The sequence below is a fragment of the Pontibacter populi genome (genome assembly GCF_019336435.1).
Lineage (GTDB): Bacteria > Bacteroidota > Bacteroidia > Cytophagales > Hymenobacteraceae > Pontibacter > Pontibacter humidus.
Map to the genome: position 1 here is coordinate 566,618 of NZ_JAHWXQ010000001.1, position 18,485 is coordinate 585,102.

At 46.2% G+C, this 18,485-nt stretch carries 16 protein-coding genes; 8 read left to right on the plus strand and 8 right to left on the minus strand.

What is annotated here, in order from left to right; all coding sequences use genetic code 11:
• Positions 1-9: 9 nt before the first annotated feature.
• From rseP to KYK27_RS02305, 4 genes are read right to left on the minus strand one after another with little or no spacing between them, the layout of a single operon-like run.
• Positions 10-1,323: an RIP metalloprotease RseP gene (gene rseP / locus KYK27_RS02290; RefSeq protein ID WP_199108441.1), complete on the minus strand. Its 1,314-nt coding sequence runs from the start codon at positions 1,321-1,323 to the stop codon at positions 10-12.
• 49 nt (positions 1,324-1,372) lie between these two features.
• Positions 1,373-2,533, minus strand: a complete 1,161-nt coding sequence (locus KYK27_RS02295) for a 1-deoxy-D-xylulose-5-phosphate reductoisomerase (protein ID WP_199108442.1) — start codon at positions 2,531-2,533, stop codon at positions 1,373-1,375.
• Positions 2,534-2,557: 24 nt separating this feature from the next.
• Positions 2,558-2,929: a four helix bundle protein gene (locus KYK27_RS02300; protein WP_199108443.1), complete on the minus strand. Its 372-nt coding sequence runs from the start codon at positions 2,927-2,929 to the stop codon at positions 2,558-2,560.
• A gap of 13 nt (positions 2,930-2,942) precedes the next feature.
• Positions 2,943-4,442: a GH3 auxin-responsive promoter family protein gene (locus tag KYK27_RS02305; RefSeq protein ID WP_199108444.1), complete on the minus strand. Its 1,500-nt coding sequence runs from the start codon at positions 4,440-4,442 to the stop codon at positions 2,943-2,945.
• 167 nt (positions 4,443-4,609) lie between these two features.
• On the opposite strand from KYK27_RS02305, the gene KYK27_RS02310 reads away from it, so the two are divergent.
• Both KYK27_RS02310 and KYK27_RS02315 read left to right on the plus strand, forming a co-directional pair.
• Complete coding sequence (locus KYK27_RS02310) at positions 4,610-5,044, plus strand: OsmC family peroxiredoxin (protein WP_199108445.1); 435 nt, start codon at positions 4,610-4,612, stop codon at positions 5,042-5,044.
• A 58-nt stretch (positions 5,045-5,102) separates the two neighbouring features.
• Positions 5,103-5,609: a hypothetical protein gene (locus KYK27_RS02315; RefSeq protein WP_233150214.1), complete on the plus strand. Its 507-nt coding sequence runs from the start codon at positions 5,103-5,105 to the stop codon at positions 5,607-5,609.
• 552 nt (positions 5,610-6,161) lie between these two features.
• Here the strand turns inward: KYK27_RS02315 and dnaA are convergent.
• The 3 genes from dnaA to KYK27_RS02330 form a co-directional block, all read right to left on the minus strand.
• Positions 6,162-7,586 (minus strand): chromosomal replication initiator protein DnaA, encoded by a 1,425-nt coding sequence (dnaA, locus tag KYK27_RS02320; RefSeq protein ID WP_199109196.1) that lies wholly within the window; start codon positions 7,584-7,586, stop codon positions 6,162-6,164.
• 106 nt (positions 7,587-7,692) lie between these two features.
• Positions 7,693-8,628: a metallophosphoesterase gene (locus KYK27_RS02325; protein ID WP_199108446.1), complete on the minus strand. Its 936-nt coding sequence runs from the start codon at positions 8,626-8,628 to the stop codon at positions 7,693-7,695.
• Positions 8,629-8,641: 13 nt separating this feature from the next.
• Positions 8,642-9,400, minus strand: coding sequence for a 5'-nucleotidase C-terminal domain-containing protein (locus KYK27_RS02330; protein ID WP_199108447.1), 759 nt, complete (start codon positions 9,398-9,400; stop codon positions 8,642-8,644).
• Between the two features lie 424 nt (positions 9,401-9,824).
• Between KYK27_RS02330 and KYK27_RS18495 the strand changes: the two genes are divergently transcribed.
• Positions 9,825-11,357, plus strand: coding sequence for a T9SS type A sorting domain-containing protein (locus tag KYK27_RS18495; RefSeq protein WP_199108448.1), 1,533 nt, complete (start codon positions 9,825-9,827; stop codon positions 11,355-11,357).
• Positions 11,358-11,402: 45 nt separating this feature from the next.
• On the opposite strand, the gene KYK27_RS02340 is transcribed toward KYK27_RS18495, so the two are convergent.
• Positions 11,403-12,707, minus strand: a complete 1,305-nt coding sequence (locus tag KYK27_RS02340) for an amidohydrolase (RefSeq protein WP_199108449.1) — start codon at positions 12,705-12,707, stop codon at positions 11,403-11,405.
• Positions 12,708-12,834: 127 nt separating this feature from the next.
• On the opposite strand from KYK27_RS02340, the gene KYK27_RS02345 reads away from it, so the two are divergent.
• From KYK27_RS02345 to KYK27_RS02365, 5 genes are all read left to right on the plus strand, one after another.
• Positions 12,835-13,218: a YkvA family protein gene (locus tag KYK27_RS02345; protein ID WP_199108450.1), complete on the plus strand. Its 384-nt coding sequence runs from the start codon at positions 12,835-12,837 to the stop codon at positions 13,216-13,218.
• A 77-nt stretch (positions 13,219-13,295) separates the two neighbouring features.
• Positions 13,296-15,134, plus strand: coding sequence for a methylmalonyl-CoA mutase subunit beta (locus KYK27_RS02350; RefSeq protein WP_199108451.1), 1,839 nt, complete (start codon positions 13,296-13,298; stop codon positions 15,132-15,134).
• Complete coding sequence (locus KYK27_RS02355) at positions 15,115-15,576, plus strand: YybH family protein (protein ID WP_233150215.1); 462 nt, start codon at positions 15,115-15,117, stop codon at positions 15,574-15,576. The genes KYK27_RS02350 and KYK27_RS02355 overlap by 20 nt, the downstream gene beginning before the upstream one ends.
• An 87-nt stretch (positions 15,577-15,663) precedes the next feature.
• Positions 15,664-17,802: a methylmalonyl-CoA mutase gene (gene scpA / locus KYK27_RS02360; protein WP_199108452.1), complete on the plus strand. Its 2,139-nt coding sequence runs from the start codon at positions 15,664-15,666 to the stop codon at positions 17,800-17,802.
• A gap of 254 nt (positions 17,803-18,056) precedes the next feature.
• Complete coding sequence (locus KYK27_RS02365; protein ID WP_199108453.1) at positions 18,057-18,452, plus strand: hypothetical protein; 396 nt, start codon at positions 18,057-18,059, stop codon at positions 18,450-18,452.
• The last annotated feature ends 33 nt before the right edge of the window (positions 18,453-18,485 follow it).

The window sequence follows — 18,485 nt, forward strand, 5'->3', positions numbered from 1 at the left end:
GAAATCTTTTTAGAAGATCAACTTGAACACATCGTTAAATATAGCAAAAGCCATTAAGCCTAACAACAATACCATACCCACTTTCTGGGCGTTTTCTAAGAAAGTATCCGACGGCTTACGGCCGCTTATCATCTCGTAAGTAAGGAACATCACGTGTCCGCCATCCAGGGCAGGAATTGGCAGGAAGTTCATGAAAGCCAACACCATAGACAGCATAGCTGTAATAGACCAGAACTTGTACCAGTTAAAAGTATCACCAAAGATCTGTGCGATACCGATCGGGCCGCTCACAGACTTTGAAGCCGAAACCTCCCCACGGAAGATCTTGCCAAAGCCTTTCAGGTTAGCTGTAATTACACCAAATGCCTGCTCGGTACCAGCCGGAATGGCCTCGCCGATGCTATACTCTTTGGTAGCATAGTTAAGCAATGGCTTCTGCTGAAACCCGATCGTTCCATCCGGCTCTACCTGTGCTTTCAGATCGATAATTTCATCGCCACGTTCTACTTTCATGGTTACCTGTTTGCCGGCATTCTTCTCCAATAGTTGTTTAAACTCATCAAAGAACCTGGCCTCCTGTCCGTTAACTGAAAGTATAAAATCGCCTGGCTTTAAACCGGCGTCAGCGGCATTGCTTCCTGCCACCACCATATCAACCATAAATGGCTGGCGCGGCTGCACGAAAAGCATACGCTCTTCTTTATCAGCCAGCTTATCCATCAGGTCAACCGGCACTGGTATCTTTACCTGCTCGCCGTTGCGCTCTACTGTATAAAATGAACCGCGGTCCAACAGGGCATCCAGCGAATAAACATCATTGAATTTCTCCAGCGGCTTGCCATTTACAGCTACAATCTTGTCGCCGGTCTGGAAACCGATCTCTTTACCGATCTCGTTTGGCACCACGCCATATTTCACTTCCTGGGCTGGCAAATAGCTTTCGCCATAGTTGTAGGTCAGGAAAATATAGATAACGATACCTGTGATCACGTTTACAATAATACCGCCCATCATAACTATAAGGCGCTGCCAGGCTGGTTTCGCTCTGAATTCCCATGGTTTCGGCTCTTCTTTCAGAGCTTCAGTATCCATCGATTCGTCTACCATACCAGAAATCTTCACAAAACCACCCAGCGGGATCAGGCCCAGCATATACTCTGTTTCGCCTATCTTTTTACTGAAAACTTTGGGTGGAAAACCGATCGCGTACTTCTCTACGCGCATGCCAAACCACTTTGCTGTGAGCATGTGCCCCAACTCGTGTAAACCAACTAAAATTGTAAGGCCCAGAATAAGCTGGGCAACCATGATTACTATGTCCATCTAAGAAAAAATATGCAAGTATAATTTGTGTTAAAGAACCGATGTCTGGCTAAACAGTTTTGTTTTTCAGAAAATTAGTAGCCATTAAGCGGGTTTCCCTGTCCGTTTCAACATAGTCAGTAAGAGAAGGGTGTGCAATATACGCAACTTTTGCCATACAGCTTTCGATCAAATCCGACATCTCCAGAAAACCAACCTCATCCTGCAGGAATGCTCCCACGGCTATTTCATTTGCTGCGTTCAGGATACAAGGCATATTACCGCCCTGCGCCATGGCATCAAAAGCCAGCTGTAGATTACGGAACGTCTTCAGGTCGGGCTGCTCAAACGTAAGTTGCGGGTAATCCATAAAATTAAAACGCGGGTAGTCAGACTTCAATCGGTTCGGGTAGCCCATAGCATACTGTATCGGCAGTTTCATATCAGGCAGACCAAGCTGCGCTTTTATGGAGCCATCCTGGAACTGCACCAGCGAGTGAATGATAGATTGCGGATGCACTACCACTTCTATCTGGTCGTTGCGCAACCCGAAAAGCCATTTCGCTTCTATCACTTCCAGGCCTTTGTTCATCAGGCTGGCAGAATCTATCGTTATCTTGGCGCCCATCTCCCAGTTCGGGTGTTTGAGTGCCTGGGCTTTAGTTACAAATTTCAGCTCATCTATAGTTCGCCCCCTGAACGGACCACCGGAAGCAGTCAGGATAATCTTCTCGATCGGGTTATGAAACTCGCCTGCCAGGCACTGGAAAATAGCGCTGTGCTCCGAATCAACCGGGCAAATGTTCACTCCTTTTTCACGGGCCAGGTCTGTTATCAGTTGTCCGGCAACAACCAGCGTTTCTTTATTGGCTAGCGCTATTTCTTTGCCAGCCTGTATGGCGCGTATAGTTGGCTGCAGCCCGGCATAGCCTACCATCGCTGTCAGCACCATATCCACAGTACCCATCTCCACAACGGAGCAAAGGGCATTGGCGCCGGCATAAACTTTAATGTCTTCGTGTTGCAAGGCATCACTAACTATAGTATACAGGTCTTCGCGGGCAATTACGACCACGTTCGGCTTAAACTTTAAGGCCTGTTCAATAAGTAAATCAGCGTTGTTATAAGCGGTTATTACTTCAAGTTCAAAGCTTTCAGGGTTAGCAGCAATCACTTCCAGCGCCTGCGTGCCTATAGAGCCTGTTGAACCAAGTATGGCGATTCTTTTCATTAATTACGAATTACGAATTACGAATTACGAATTGGACTTCTTATCCAGCTTCGCTTTACTCGTAATGATGATACTATTCAAGATTTTAATTATTTCTTCGCAATCTGCGTGTATACTTTCAAAATGATTCTGCTTGATATAAGCAGTATCATGTAGCAATCTTAACCAGTAGCTGCTTTCTCTGGCTTCTTTCCGGGCTATACTTAATTTATGTATAAAATCTATAGTTGACTGACCTGCAACTGCTTCCTCTACATTTGCCCCAACAGAAGTACCACTTCGTAACAGCTGCTTTGCTAATACATATTCCTGTTTCTCTCCTTTCAGGTGCTCGTACAGCTTCACAATCCGGATGGCAAAAGCATAGGATTTGGCTACAATTACATTTTCCTTCATTCGTAATTCGTAATTAGGAATTCGTAATTGCCAGCAGGCCATCGGCCAGCGTACGGTCGTTACTCAATCTAGGTACTTTATTCTGCCCGCCCAGCTTGCCCTGCGACTTCATATAGTTCCGGAACGTACCAAGTGGCAAAACACGTACTTTCAGGTTTGCTAAAATATGTCCGGTTATCAGGTCGTCGTAATAACTGTTCAGTTGCTGAAGTTGCTGGTTCAGTTCTTTTTCAAAGTCATCGAAATTGTTCGGTGCCTTCGAGAACTCGATCAGCCATTCATGATACGATTCGCCTTCGCCGCTGCTTACAAAAGGTGCCACTGTAAACTCTACAAGCTCTACTGTCGGGAACCGCTTCATGGTTTGCTGCATAGCTTTCTCCACTTCCTCGCCAATAACGTGCTCTCCAAAAGCGGAAATAAAGTGCTTGATGCGACCCGAAACTATAAGCTTGTACGGTTTTAAACTTGTAAACTTAACAGTATCGCCAATAGAGTAGCCCCAAAGACCAGCATTGCTGCTTATAACCAGTGCATAATTCTTACCCAGTTCTACTTCACCAATAGTTAAGCGGGTCGGGTTATCGTTAAAATATTCTTCTACCGGGATGAATTCATAGTAAATGCCGGCATCCAGCAGCAATAATAAGCCTTTGTCGTTCTGCTCGTTCTGGTAAGCAAAAAAGCCTTCCGACGCCGGAAAAGTTTCAATGCTATCCACATGGCGGCCAATCGACTCGAACATCTTCTTGCGGTAGGGTTCAAAATTCACGCCACCATACACGAACAGCGAAAAGTTCGGGAAGATATCCTTTATCTGTTTACCAGTCTGGCGCATCAGCTTATCAAAATACATCTGCACCCACGGCGGTATGCCCGAAATGAGCGACATATTCTGATCTATCGTTTCTTCGATGATCTGGTCAAGCTTTGTTTCCCAGTCTTCAATGCAATTGGTTTCGTAAGTTGGCAGCTGGTTTGTGCGCAGGTAACCCGGCACGTGGTGGTTCACGATCCCCGAAAGCCGGCCAGTTTTAATACCACCTACTTCCTCCAGCACGGGGCTCCCGGACAGAAAGATCAGCTTGCCATCCAGGAATTTTGAGTTACCGGTTTCGTGGATGTAAGCCAGCAGTGCGTTTTTAGCCCCGTTTATATGGTTCGGGATAGAGTCTTTGGTAATAGGGATATACTTGGTACCGGAAGTAGTGCCTGATGTTTTAGCCAGGTAGATTGGTTTGCCCGGCCAGGTGATATCTGCCTGGCCAGCTTTAATGCGGTTGAAATAGCTACTAAGGCCTTCGTAATCGCGTACGGGCACAGCTTTTACAAAATCCGTATGGGTTTCTATCGTTTCGAAATTATGGTCGCGCCCAAAAGCGGTTTTCTTTGCACCGGCGATAATATTCCTGAAAACTTCCTCTTGTGCCTGCACCGGATTCTGTATCCATCTTTGTTGCTTTTTATGCACATAAGCTGCCAGATATTTACTCAACCACGCTTTTACACCCATACATTGCTGCTGTTTATAGTGGTAAATATAGGCAGTTATCAGTTAATGTTATAAGGTTGCTTTACTTAAAACACACATTAGGAAAGCAAAACCAACAAAATTGGGAGTAATAGAGTAACCTATAATCATAAACTCGGTTCTATACTTTATTTAAACAATACAAAATTATGAAGCAGCATAAAGCAAAAGCGCAATGGAATGGCAGCCTGAAAGAAGGCAATGGTGAATTTGAAACCGGCCGCGGCAATATAAAAACAGGTTTCTCCTTTGCATCCCGTTTCGGCGAAGACACCAAAGCCACTTCACCGGAAGAGCTGATAGGAGCAGCACACGCCGGTTGCTTTTCGATGTTCCTGAGCGCATTAATTGACAAAAAAGAACTTAAAGCTGATTATATCAGGACAGATGCCAATGTGACACTAGGTGAAACGGACGGTGCCCCAACTATACTTAAAATAGAACTGACTGTGGAAGGCAAGGTGCCTAATATGCAGGATGCTGATTTTCAACAACTGGTAAAAGAAGCTAAAGCAGGCTGCCCTGTTTCGAAAGCACTGGCTTCGGTGCCTGAAATTACAGTGAACGCAACACTTACAGAATAATTTATTATCTTGCACTAGCCTGTAAAAAAGGCATTATGTTCCACCAAAACAGTATGGCATGGCAGCATCTGGCAGTAGCAGTGCACGATCGTCGTTATTTATTCAGTTAAGTCCTTCGCGCAGCGCAAAGCTGTCGTTTTCTATCCAGCTCCTGCTCACCCTGTTGTGGGTTGCCTGGGCTGCTATACTGGCTTTCTCAGATAGATCTGCCGGTGACTCGTACCTGTTCCATGCTTTTTTTGGCCTGGCGCTGGCTTTCCTGGTTTATGTTATACTACAGAATACTTCTGTTTTCGGGTTTCAGTCCTATATTGAGGTTACACCGGAGTATATTGTTCGCAAGCATGGTGTTTTCCGCCCGAAACATGTGGTAGCTATACCGGATATTAAGGCAGTACATATTTCGCCGCTGGCCCTGCGTGTTACCGAGAAAAACGATCACCAGACTTACTTCGATTTAAAGCAGGTAAGAAAGCGTCGCGACAAAGAGAAGATAAAACGTAAAGTCCGTGACCTGGCTACACAATATGGCTTTGAAATAACGGAAGCAAGCAATAACCAATAGGTTCGTAACTATAAAAGGCGGGCTATACTTGATAAAAGTATAGCCCGCCTTTTTTGTGTATCTATAGTTAGCGTAATTAGGGAATCCTGCTTTATGCCCACACCATCAACTCCATCCGCCGTCTAAGATTCGCTGTTTTGGATTTCTTAATCCGCTTTACCTGCAATATGGGGATTAAGAAATCCCTCGGCAGTTAGCTTCCGGACTAGGAAGTCCGGAAGAGCGAGGCCTTTTTTATAGGGTTTAAATTCTAGAAACCCCGTCATCTCCTACCCCCTTCAAAGCGGCACTTTATCGACTAATGTAATTAAACAAAAGATTAACGTATTGCTGATTGTCCCCCTTTTAAGGGGCAGAGGATGATTTACGTAAACTGTTCATGTAGCTTAGGCCCCTTTCGCAACTAAGCAAAATTTATAATCCAAACGGGCCGGAGGCCCAACTATAGTTCGTCACGAGCGAAGACGCTCGCGCTATGTGTACTTACCAAAAACAAACCGGGGCTATAGTTTCAGCAACTATAGCCCCGGTCATTTATAAAGTAAAGTTTTTCTATCCGGCTTTCGATTTAAATTTTTTCTGAAGTTCCTGTATACTCGCTTTGAATTTCTTGTCCGTATCGATCAGGTCGGAAACGGTTTGTACGGAGTGGATAACGGTACTGTGGTCGCGGCCACCGAAATGGTAACCGATCGACTTTAGCGAGTGGCTGGTAAATTCTTTGGCGAAATACATGGCCACCTGGCGTGCTGTAACAATTTCCTTTTTACGGGTTTTGGCTTTTAATGAGTCAAGGCTCACCTGGAAGTATTCGGCTACCGTTTTCTGTATGAAGTCAAGGTTTACTTCTGTCTCAACATCCTCAATAATATGCTTCAGGGCCTGCTTGGCAAGCTCCAGGTCAATTTCTTTTCTGTTCAGCGATGACTGTGCGATCAGGGATATCAGTACGCCTTCCAGTTCACGCACGTTGGTATCCACACTATAAGCCAGGTACTCTACCACGTTATCCGGAATATCAATTCCGTCGCCCTGCATCTTTTTCTGGATGATGGCCATACGCGTTTCAAAGTCCGGGCTCTGTAAATCAGCTGTTAAGCCCCACTTAAATCGGGACAATAATCGCTCCTCCAACCCTTTCAGGTCGCGCGGCGGACAGTCAGAGGTCATCACAATCTGTTTGCCGGACTGGTGCAGGTGGTTGAAGATATGGAAGAACATTTCCTGGGTTTTATCTTTCCCGCTCAGGAACTGCACGTCGTCAATGATCAGGATATCTACCAGCAGATAGAAGTTGGCAAAGTCCTGAACGTTGTTGGTCTTAACCGATTCGATGAACTGGTTTACAAATTTCTCCGACGAAACGTAAAGTACAAACTTGTCGGGGTTGCTGTTTTTGATGTGGTTGCCAATGGCCTGCACCAAGTGCGTTTTACCAAGACCAACACCACCATACACCATCAGCGGGTTAAAGGAAGTAGTACCAGGTTTGTTAGCCACGGCATAACCCGCAGAACGCGCCAGGCGGTTGCAATCTCCTTCAATGTAATTCTCAAAAGTGTAAGCCGAGTTTAGCTGCGAGTTCAGGAAGTTCCGGTCAATGGTTTTAGACTCGAACGGGCTCTTGATGAAGTTCTGCTCCGGGCGGTATGAGTTTACAACAGCTGCCGGTATTTTCTTGGTAGGGATGTTAACCGTCTGCGGCTTGTTAGATTCGTTGCCGCGGTCAACAATAATAGAATATTCCAAACGCCCATCGGCTCCGAGCTCCTGGTAAATGACCTTTTTCAGAAGTTGCACATAGTGCTCCTCCAGCCACTCATAAAAGAACTGGCTAGGCACCTGTATAGTTAGCACACCATCGCGCAGGGATATAGGCTTAATCGGCTCAAACCAGGTTTTAAAACTCTGATCGCCAATATTATCCTTAATAACCTGCAGGCAGTTACTCCATACAGTCGTACAATCTTTAATCATCCAATTTTCCAAAGCACACTAGATTAGTTTGGTGAAGCAAACCTCTCCTTATTCGACAGGGGGGTTACAAAATTGCTTAAATATAAGTAAACAAAAAATTATTTTTTCACGAAGTTAATACAGGGTTATCCACAGGCAGTGCTGCCGTTTTTATAGTTGTTTTTTCCTTCGTTTTTTTATTGAATTCAAAGTCGATGCGACCTAAATAGATGCCGGCATACCCTACCTGGTTAATAAGTGTTTCGTGTCCCGACTCGTGGCGAAGCACTTCCGGCTCATCCATAAATGTATGGGTATGACCACCTAAAATGAGGTCGATGCCGCTTACCTGCGCTGCCAGTTTGCGGTCGTCTATTTTCTCGGTCTGGTAACTATAGCCCAAATGCGACAGACAAACAACCATGTGGCATTTCTGGTTTTCGCGGAGCTCGGTTACCATTTCCTGCGCTTTTGCAACAGGGTCTAGATACACGGTCTCACCAAACTGCTTTTTGCCTACCAAACCTTCCAGTTGTATCCCTAAGCCAAAAACACCCACGCGGACACCTTCTTTCTCGAATATCTTGTAAGGCTTGAATTTATCTTTCAGGATGGTTTTAGAGAAATCATAGTTGGCGTTTACAAACTCGAAGCCGGCAACAGGTAACTGTTTTGCCAATCCCTCCAGGCCAAGGTCGAAATCGTGGTTACCTAAGGTGGCGGCATCGTATTTCATGTCGCTCATCAGTTTGTACTCCAGCTCGCCATTAAAGAAATTGAAATAAGGCGTTCCCTGCCAGATGTCTCCTGAATCGAGTAACAGAATATTAGGCTCCTCTTTGCGGATCTTTTCTATCAGGCTGGCACGGCGGGCCATCCCTCCCATGCCGGCATATTTTCGGCCGTCACTCGGAAACGGATCGATGCGCGAATGCTGGTCGTTGGTGTGTAAAATGGTAAGCTTTATAGTTTTGCTGGCTGCCTGGGAGCTGAATGGTAACCCAACTATAGTTAAGCCGGCTGCACCTACGGCGCTATACTTTAAAAAATCTCTTCTCTTCATGGCTAACTATAGTTTATTGTGCGCCGGAAACGCGTTTGGCAGTATCGGCAACTATAGGTTTGCCGGCTGCAGTCAGTTCTTTTATATGCTTCAGAATCATGTCACGCATCATCATACCCACTTTTTCAGACTTGATGGCTTTCTTGAACATCACCATGTTATCGCCACCACCTGCCAGGTAATCGGATGTTACAATGGTATAGTTGCGGGATGTATCCAGGGGCTTACCACCAATTTTAATGTTTGTGGCTTTACCATTCTGTATGGTGTAAGTAGCATTGGCAATGGGCGAAATACCTGTTTTGGCAGCAAAGTCTAACAACTCCTGTGTGGTCGGGCCATCAAGGGTTAGAACGATAACCTCATTTTCGAAAGGCATCAACTCGAAGATGTGGCCAACTGTTATTGGTCCGGCCGGAAGCGGCACGCGCAAGCCGCCATTTGTTGTCTGGGCCATGTCTACCGGCTCGTCTACCAGTTTATTTGTCTCTTCCAGCAACAGGTCTACCACAAAATTGCCCAACGGCGATTCGTAGTCTGCTTTGCGAAGCTCAACGGGAGCTGTACCAATTACTTCACTCATTTTGGCTGTAACCTGCTGGCGGTAAGGCACAATTATGGCCTCAGTTTCCGGATCGGCGGTTAAGGTGCTGTCAACGGCTACATCGGTTTGTTGGAGGCTGGCCTGTGGTTGCCAGATCTTCTGCTGGCAGCCAACGGTGGAAACGGCAAGCAAAAGGGCAGTTATATAACTATAGATCGGGTGCTTCATAAACTATCAGGATGCGAGTTATCCACAAAAGTACGGATATAGCTGCTGTGGCACAACAACAATTAACCAGGCAACGGTTTCATTGCTTAAGTTAACATTTATATTCTATAGTTGCTATATTTTATAGGTGAGTTGTTATCTTTAGTGACTTTTAACCTGATCTATGAAACAACTTATACTTCTTGCTTGCCTGTTTCTTTGCTTTGTTAGTGCTTCGGCTTCACACCACAGAGGTAGCTACATAACTTTCAAGAATGATACCACCGCAAATCCAATTCCACGGAGGGTTTTTTTTACTTTAACAGTATTTACAGATAGAGCTTCCCTGGCTGACTCCCCTGAAGTTGAAATTAAAATGGGAGATGGGAAAAATATAATAGTACCACGACATTCAATTACGCCCGTCGGGGCACTTTCATCTCTGGTGGATAAGGAGGTATATACATGGCAATACACCTATGCCAGCGACGGGACTTATACAGTTTCACACGTTATCATAAACCGTAACCCGAATCTTCTTAATATGACGCTGCCCAGCGATCAATCTCCCATTTACAGACAAACAACAGTAACTATAAACGGAAATGTAGGCTTTAACAGCAGTCCACAATTCTTATCGCCAGCGCCTGTTTTTGCCAGTATCGGGAAGGCAGTAAACTATAATTTTTTGGCTTACGATCCTGAAGGCGACAGTCTCGCTTTTAAACTTATTACGCCCCAAAGTATAGATATATCAGGTAATGCTATACCAGTACCTGGCTATACGTTGCCAAATCAAGCTTTTAAGTGCCCAAATGCAATAGGTTCAGGTGAAGCAAAGTTCAATCATTCAGAACTTGATGGCCAGTTTACCTGGGATGCTCCCTGCAGAAAGGGAGAATACATTTATGCCGTGGCTGTAGAAGAATGGCGGGATGGCATAAGGTTGAGTGAGATAACCTACGAAATGCAAATCCTGGTTTTTGATAGTGGCAATTCGTGGCTTGAATTAATTAAAACTGAGAATCAGAAGTATAGCGCGGAAGGTTACTTAATAGTCAAAGCAACTGACGAAGTTAAGTTTCAGATGGACTACAACTATATGAACCCAGATAAATACTATGTAACCGGAAAAGGGAATTATTTTACAAGCGAATTATCACATGTGCTAAATGTGCCTGTAACCTACGATATCATAAATTACTACCACGGGGCAAAAGGGACATTCTCTTTTAAACCAGATAAAAGCCTGATAAGAGATCGCCCTTATTTTGTTAATTTTTATGGAACTGATGGCAGCCACTTCTATACTAAGTCTATAGGAATTATTATTCGTGATGATCAACCCATTATAAAGCTAGAGGGACAAAACAAATACACGAAGACGGATGAAGGTTATTTTGTATTCCCGACAACCAATACAGTAAAGCTTGGCATGTTTGCTGAAAATATGGATGGTTACGTACAGGCATTAAGTGTAGAAAGTACATTGACTGCTAAAGCCGAGAAATTTAATTTTACTGTTCGGGATACGACTGATGGTAAAGTTGGGGAATTGATATTTAAGCCAATTATTTACCAAACAAGTTACACTCCACAAACTATAACGTTTAAAGCAACTTACAACCCAGCCCGCATAGCCGGAGGAGGGTCAGCCGCAGCCGGTGAGCCGATTGTTAAAGAAATGAAGCTACAGGTTATAGTTACACAACAGCAACCAACAGCTACTCCTGAAGAACTGGCTGCAGCAACTTACCTTATCTACCCGAACCCGGCGCGGGACAAGTTTACCGTTCAGGCAGAAGCACCTGCAACGCTGCACATCTATAGTTTGCAGGGCAAGCTGTTACTGGAGCAGCAATTACAACCGGGCACTACTGAGGTCAGGAAGCCAGAAAACGCAACTACTGGTTTGTACTTTTATAGTTTAACTACCCAAAGCGGGCATAAAAAAACCGGCAAACTGGTGCTGCAATAGAACCAGTTTGCCGGTTTACTCAACTATAAACTATAGTTAAAACTTTTATTTCCCGGTCATATAATTCAGGGTTAGACCAAGCAGGGTTTTAACGCCTAGCTTCATGCCGCTTTCGTCAATGTAAAAGTCCGGGGTGTGGTGGGCTGGTGCGGTGGCCGGGTCCTGGCCTTTTTTCATGCCGCCTACAAACACAAACAGCCCGGGAATCTTCTGCTGGTAATAGGCAAAGTCTTCGGCGCCGGTCATGGCGTTCATCAGCAACACATTGTCTTTGCCAGCTATAGTTTGCAGGGTTGGCAGCATTTTCTGGGTCAGGCCCGCATCGTTAAAGGTTACCGGTGCCATCTCAGCTATAGTTACTTCGGCGGTGGCGCCGGTACTTTCGGCAATTTTGGTAGCGGTCAGTTTTATCTTTTCGTGTATCTGTTTCTGCATCTCGGGGTTCAGTGAGCGGATAGTTCCTTCCAGCAGCACTTCCTCGGGAATGATGTTATTCCGGACACCACCGTGTATGCTGCCTATTGTTACAACTGCGGCATCTTCAGTCAGATCCAACTGCCGGCTAACTATAGTTTGCAGGCCATTTATGATCTGTGCCGATGCAACTATAGGATCTACTCCAGCCCAGGGGCTTGCTCCATGCACCTGTTTGCCTTTCACTTTTATCTTCAGCAGATCAGCACTCGCCATAATTCCGCCGGGTCTGTACTTCAGTTTTCCAACTTCGGTCTGGGAGTTAATATGCAACCCGAATATTACTTCCGGTTTTGGTCCTTTGCTCAGCACGCCTTCTTCCACCATCAGCGAAGCGCCGCCTTTCTCCCCTGCCGGTGCGCCTTCTTCGGCAGGCTGAAAGATAAACTTAACGGTTCCCGGCAGGTCCTTTTTCATTCCGGCCAGCACTTCGGCAGCACCCAGCAACATGGCCACGTGGGTATCGTGACCGCAGGCATGCATCACACCCACTTCCTGACCATTGTAAGTACTCTTTGCTTTGCTGGCATAAGGCAGGTTCGCACGTTCTGTTACCGGCAAACCATCCATATCGGCGCGCAGGGCAACTACTGGCCCGGGCTTTCCGCCTTTCAGCACGCCCACCACTCCGGTATGCGCTACGCTCGTCTCAACTTCAATGCCAAACCGTTTAAGTTCGGCAGCTATTTTTTCAGCGGTTTTTACTTCACGGTTGCCCAATTCGGGATGCTCATGAAAATCGCGTCGCCATTCAATTACTTTCTTTTCTGTTTTGTCGGCCATCGAGTTGGCTTTGGCCAGCAGTTTTGCATCCTGGGCGATGGCAGGCAAGGCCAGCAATCCGGCGCCAACTATAGTTAGTAAAGTTTTATGCATATGGGTAGGTTTATAGTTCTGGGTACTACGTAGAAATATAGTGATTTTATAGTTCAAAACTATAGTTGCCCATCATCACGCCAACTTAAAACCAACTTCTGCCTCGCTCTTTATCGTAGTATAAAATATGCTCCAAAAGTGGAAAGAGATTGTTCGTAAATTAAAAGAAGACATTTATACCCTGTACCTGGCTTCGCGGGACCCACGCATTCCGTTTCTGGCGAAAGTTGTGCTGGTGCTTACAGTTGCCTACGCCTTCAGTCCAATCGACCTTATTCCTGATTTTATTCCTGTGCTGGGTTATGTAGATGATCTGGTTTTGCTGCCAATGGGTATCTGGCTAACTATAAAACTAATGCCCGCAGATGTGCTGGACGAGTACAGGCAAAAAGCACGACAAATGCTGCAACAGCCCCGCCAGGTAAACTATACTATGGCTGCGATTATCGTAATTATATGGCTGCTGATCGGCTACTGGGCATACCAGGCCTTTGTTTCACGTATTAAATAAAGCGGCTAAGGCCATGCTACCTTATTAAAAACATAAAGTAAAGTATATCTTTACATCAAATTATATCTATACCTAAGATGACGGACGAGAACAAACACACTCAGAAGCTATTCTCGGAATTTACAACTGCTACGGCAGCTGCCTGGGAAGAGCGCGCCCGTAAAGATCTGCGCGATACGCCACTGGAACAACTCACCTGGCACACCTACGAAGGCCTCGACATTAAGCCCTATTATACCAAAGAAGACATACAGCAACTGCCGGCCACACAGCAGAAACCAGGCAATTACCCTTATCTGCGCGGCACAAAAACAGATGCAAACACCTGGCTTAACATACAGGAAATTAAAGTAGAAGACAATGGCAGAACGGCTATAGATAAAGCAGCTGATGCCATAGCACGCGGCGCTGACGGTGTTCACTTTATTCTTGAACAACCTGACCACTTTGATATAGTTTACCTACTGGGCAAAGTAGACCTGAACACATGTTGCATCAGCTATACCTTGCAAAACAAGCCTGAGCAGTTCCTGAACCGCCTGCAAAGCAAGCTGAGCGCCAACCAGGTTACAAGCCAACGCCTGAAGGGTTTTGTAAAGTATGACCCCATGACAGCCAAAGGCGAGCTGACAAGAGAGGAAAACAGGGCCATTTTAGAACTACTGAACCTGACCAAAGAAAGCCCTGAATTTTACGGCATCACCATCAGTGGTACTAATTTCAGCAGCATTGGGGCATCTGCAGTTCAGGAAATTGCTTATACATTGAGCGCTGCCGTAGCGTATCTGCACCGCTTAACAAATGCCGGGCAAACGGCAGAAGTAGTTTTGCAGAACATGCAGTTTCATATGGCTGCCGGCACAAATTACTTCTTCGAGATTGCCAAACTACGGGCCCTGCGCCTGCTCTGGGCAGCTATAGTGAAGGCTTATGATGCAGATCCGCAACTGGCATCCAAACTACGCATTCATAGCAGCACCTCAAGCTGGTACCAGACAACTTTAGACCCGTACGTGAACATGCTGCGCGTAACAACCGAAGCTATGTCTGCCGTAATTGCCGGTGCCGATTCGCTCACCGTTTCTCCTTTCGACAGCACATTTAAAGCGTCGGACGAGTTCTCAGAGCGTATAGCCCGCAACGTTTCCATCATTTTAAAAGAAGAAGCTTACCTAGACAAAGCCATTGACCCTGCAGCCGGCTCTTACTACCTGGAGTCGCTTACAGATCAGTTGGCAAACCAGGCCTGGAGTCTGTTTAAAGAAGTGGAAGCCAAAGGTGGTTTTGAAGAAGCATACGAGAATGGCTTTATACTTAGCTCCATTACAGAAGTAAGCCGCCGTAAATTCCGGGACATTGCAAATGGCCGCATGGTGCTGGTTGGCACAAATAAATACCCGAACCCAAAGGAGAATATAGACTTTGACCCGGAAGAACTGATCCAGAGCGAAGCTTTTGATACGACACGCGCCGCTTACCCAACAGAGGTAATGCGCATGGCTACCGAACTGCATCTGCGCAAGCGTCAGCGTCGTCCTAAAGCTATAGTTGCCATTATCGGCGATAGCGAGAAACGCCATGTAAATGCCACTTTTGCCCAGGAGCTTTTCAGTTGCGCCGGTTTCGAGACGCAGCTACAGCACTATAGTTCCGTGGAAGAGGCATCCGATAAATTACAAAGTACCGCTGCCGAAGTGTTGGTTGTGGCCTCATCAGAGTCGGCTTATGTACGCGAGTTTGGCCCGCGCATTCGGAACCACCATGCCAAGCCAACTTTAATTCTGGCCGACAACCCGCAGCACATGAAAGACGAAATGGTTGCCAATGGGTATGACGAATTTATCTTCGAGGACTGCGACATGAAGAGTATTCTCGAACTGGTTCATAAAAAACTACATGGCAACAATGGCCAGTAACCTGAGACTGCTTTACTTAACGTTGCTGCTTATGGCTACCACAACTATAGTTTCGTCGTTTACCATACCTAAAGGCGATGCCGTGCAGGAAGTAAAACAGGCACTGGAAGGACAGATTGCTGCCTGGAATAAAGGCGATCTGGAGACTGCGATGGGCTTCTACTGGAACTCACCGGAAATGCTCTGGATAAGCAAAGGCGGCACCGAAAAAGGTTATCAGGAAGTGTACGACATGTTTCTGCAGGACTTTACGGACCGCAGCAAAATGGGTGTTTATAGTTACGAGCCGCTGCACATTGAGCAGGTATCTAGAGAAGCCGTATTCTTTGTTTTCCGTTGGAAGATTGAGCTGGATGGTAAGCGCCTGATGGGTGGTGTATCGTCGCAGGTCTGGAAAAAGCTGAACGGGCGCTGGGTTGTAACCTCTGAGCACGCGAGTTAGATAAATGTCTGAATTATGAATAATGGAATAACAGAATCAGAAACAACTAATCAGTTATTCAATCATTCAGTAAATCAAAATTGAATTATGAAGCCTGACTTTTCGAAAATAGACATAAGGACATTAGCTGCAACAGGAAACGGCCACGAAGCGCCTGCTGATGCTAAGGTCTGGAAAACACCGGAGCAGATAAAGGTAAAAACCTTTTATAGTTCGGAAGATGCCGCCCACTTTGAGCACACCGATTTTGCTGCCGGCCTGCCTCCCTATTTGCGTGGCCCCTACAGCACCATGTATGTGCAAAAGCCCTGGACCATTCGCCAGTATGCCGGTTTCTCTACCGCCGAAGAATCCAACGCCTTCTATCGTCGCAACCTGGCAGGCGGGCAAAAAGGCCTTTCAGTAGCGTTTGACCTGGCTACGCACCGCGGTTACGATTCCGACCACCCGCGTGTAGTTGGTGATGTGGGCAAAGCTGGTGTGGCTATCGATTCAGTGGAAGACATGAAGATCCTTTTCGATCAGATTCCGCTGAACGAAATGTCGGTTTCTATGACGATGAACGGTGCTGTGCTGCCCATCATGGCGTTTTATATAGTTGCCGCCGAAGAACAGGGCGTAAAGCCGGAGCAACTTTCCGGAACTATCCAGAACGATATCCTGAAGGAGTTTATGGTGCGCAACACCTACATTTACCCGCCGGAGCCAAGCATGAAGATCATCGCCGATATCTTTGCTTATAGTTCTAAAAAGATGCCGCGCTTCAATTCTATTTCTATTTCGGGTTACCACATGCAGGAAGCCGGTGCTACTGCTGATATTGAACTGGCTTATACTTTGGCTGATGGTTTAGAATATGTGCGCACCGGTTTGCAGGCAGGTATGGACATTGATGATTTCGCGCCGCGTCTGTCGTTCTTCTGGGCGATCGGTATGAACCACTTTATGGAGATCGCCAAGATGCGTGCGGCCCGTATGTTATGGTCAAAACTTATCAAGCAGTTCAACCCGAAAAATCCGAAATCCTTAGCCTTAAGAACACACTGCCAGACTTCCGGCTGGAGCTTAACCGAGCAGGACCCTTTCAACAACGTAACCCGAACCTGTGTTGAAGCCTTAGCTGCTGCGCTTGGTGGAACACAAAGCCTGCACACTAACGCCCTGGATGAAGCTATTGCCCTGCCAACTGATTTCTCAGCCCGAATTGCCCGTAACACACAGATCTACCTGCAACAGGAAACCAACATTACCAAAGTAGTTGATCCGTGGGGTGGCTCCTATTACGTGGAAGCTTTAACACACGAGCTGGCTCAAAAAGCCTGGGCGCTGATTGAAGAAGTGGAAGAACTGGGTGGTATGGCAAAGGCCATTGAAACCGGTCTGCCAAAAATGCGCATCGAAGAAGCCGCAGCCCGCAAACAGGCCCGCATCGACTCCGGCAAAGACATTATAGTTGGTGTAAACAAATACAAGCCAAGCCAGATACAGGAAATCGATATCCTGGATATTGATAACACGGCCGTTCGTGAATCGCAGCTTCGCCGATTGGCAAGCGTAAAAGAAACACGCAATGCAGCCGCTGTTGCCAATGCTTTACAGGCCTTAACCAACGCTGCTGAAACCGGCGAAGGAAACTTACTGGACCTGGCAGTAGAAGCCGCACGCCACCGCGCTACGTTGGGCGAAATATCCGACGCACTGGAAAAGGTGTACGGCAGACATAAAGCAGTAATCAGAGCCATATCAGGAGTGTACTCAGCAGAAATAACCGACGACGAAAACTTCGAACGCGCTAAAAATTTAGCTGATCAGTTTGAAGAACTGGAGGGCCGCCGACCACGCATTATGGTGGCCAAAATGGGTCAGGATGGCCATGACCGCGGCTCCAAAGTAATTGCCACCTCCTTTGCCGACCTTGGCTTTGACGTGGATATAGGCCCATTATTCCAGACGCCAGCCGAAGTAGCCATGCAGGCCGCTGAAAACGACGTGCACGTGGTAGGTGTATCTTCATTGGCAGCCGGTCACAAAACCCTTGTACCACATCTGATAGAAGAACTCCGCAAACTAGACCGCGACGATATCATGGTTATAGTTGGTGGCGTTATCCCGGCTCAGGACTACGACTTCCTCTTTAAAGCCGGTGCAGCAGGTGTATTTGGCCCTGGAACTATCATCTCGGTAGCAGCTCAGAATATTCTGGAGAAGCTGATCTCCAGAGTTTAGGAGTTGGGGAGTTAGAGAGTTTAGGAATTAAAGAATTACAGAAAGCCGCAGTTGATTAAGTTCATCTGCGGCTTTTTGTTTCCTGGCGCCGGTATCCAACCGGTGACGCACAGTAGGTCGTTATCCAAATCAAAATAACTGCCAACATTAGCAGGCTATAGTTGTTGTAGGGTACAAATAGCGACTTATAATTATAACTATAGCACTCCGCAAAATAAACCTGAGTAACTTGCCAAATTAAATTACAGAGTTTCATGAAGTTAAAACACATACTTATACTTGCCGCAATTGTACTGGTAGGCTGGTTTATTTACGATTCCTTTTCGCTGCCTAGTGTAGATGACCTGGAAGGAGATTTTAAAGAAGTAGCATTTTACAGGAACGAGAACAATACCGGTCCAATCGTCAGGGTGTATGCCGTAACGGTAGCTGATACTTTATGGCAGCAAATGCGTCAGTACGGAGAGTTTATGCCCCACACCAAATATGGCAATACCAAAGTTTACTTCTTTTTAGAGGGTAGCCCCGTACCCGATAAGGTAGTTGCTGGTGATCAGAGTTTTGAAGCACAATACCAGGAATTTGCTGTAGCCAAATACGAAAAAGAGTCGATGGGGCAGGTTTCGTTTGTGCAATACCCTTTCCGCTAGTATACTTGTCGGTTTGCTTCGGGTCTGCGTAAC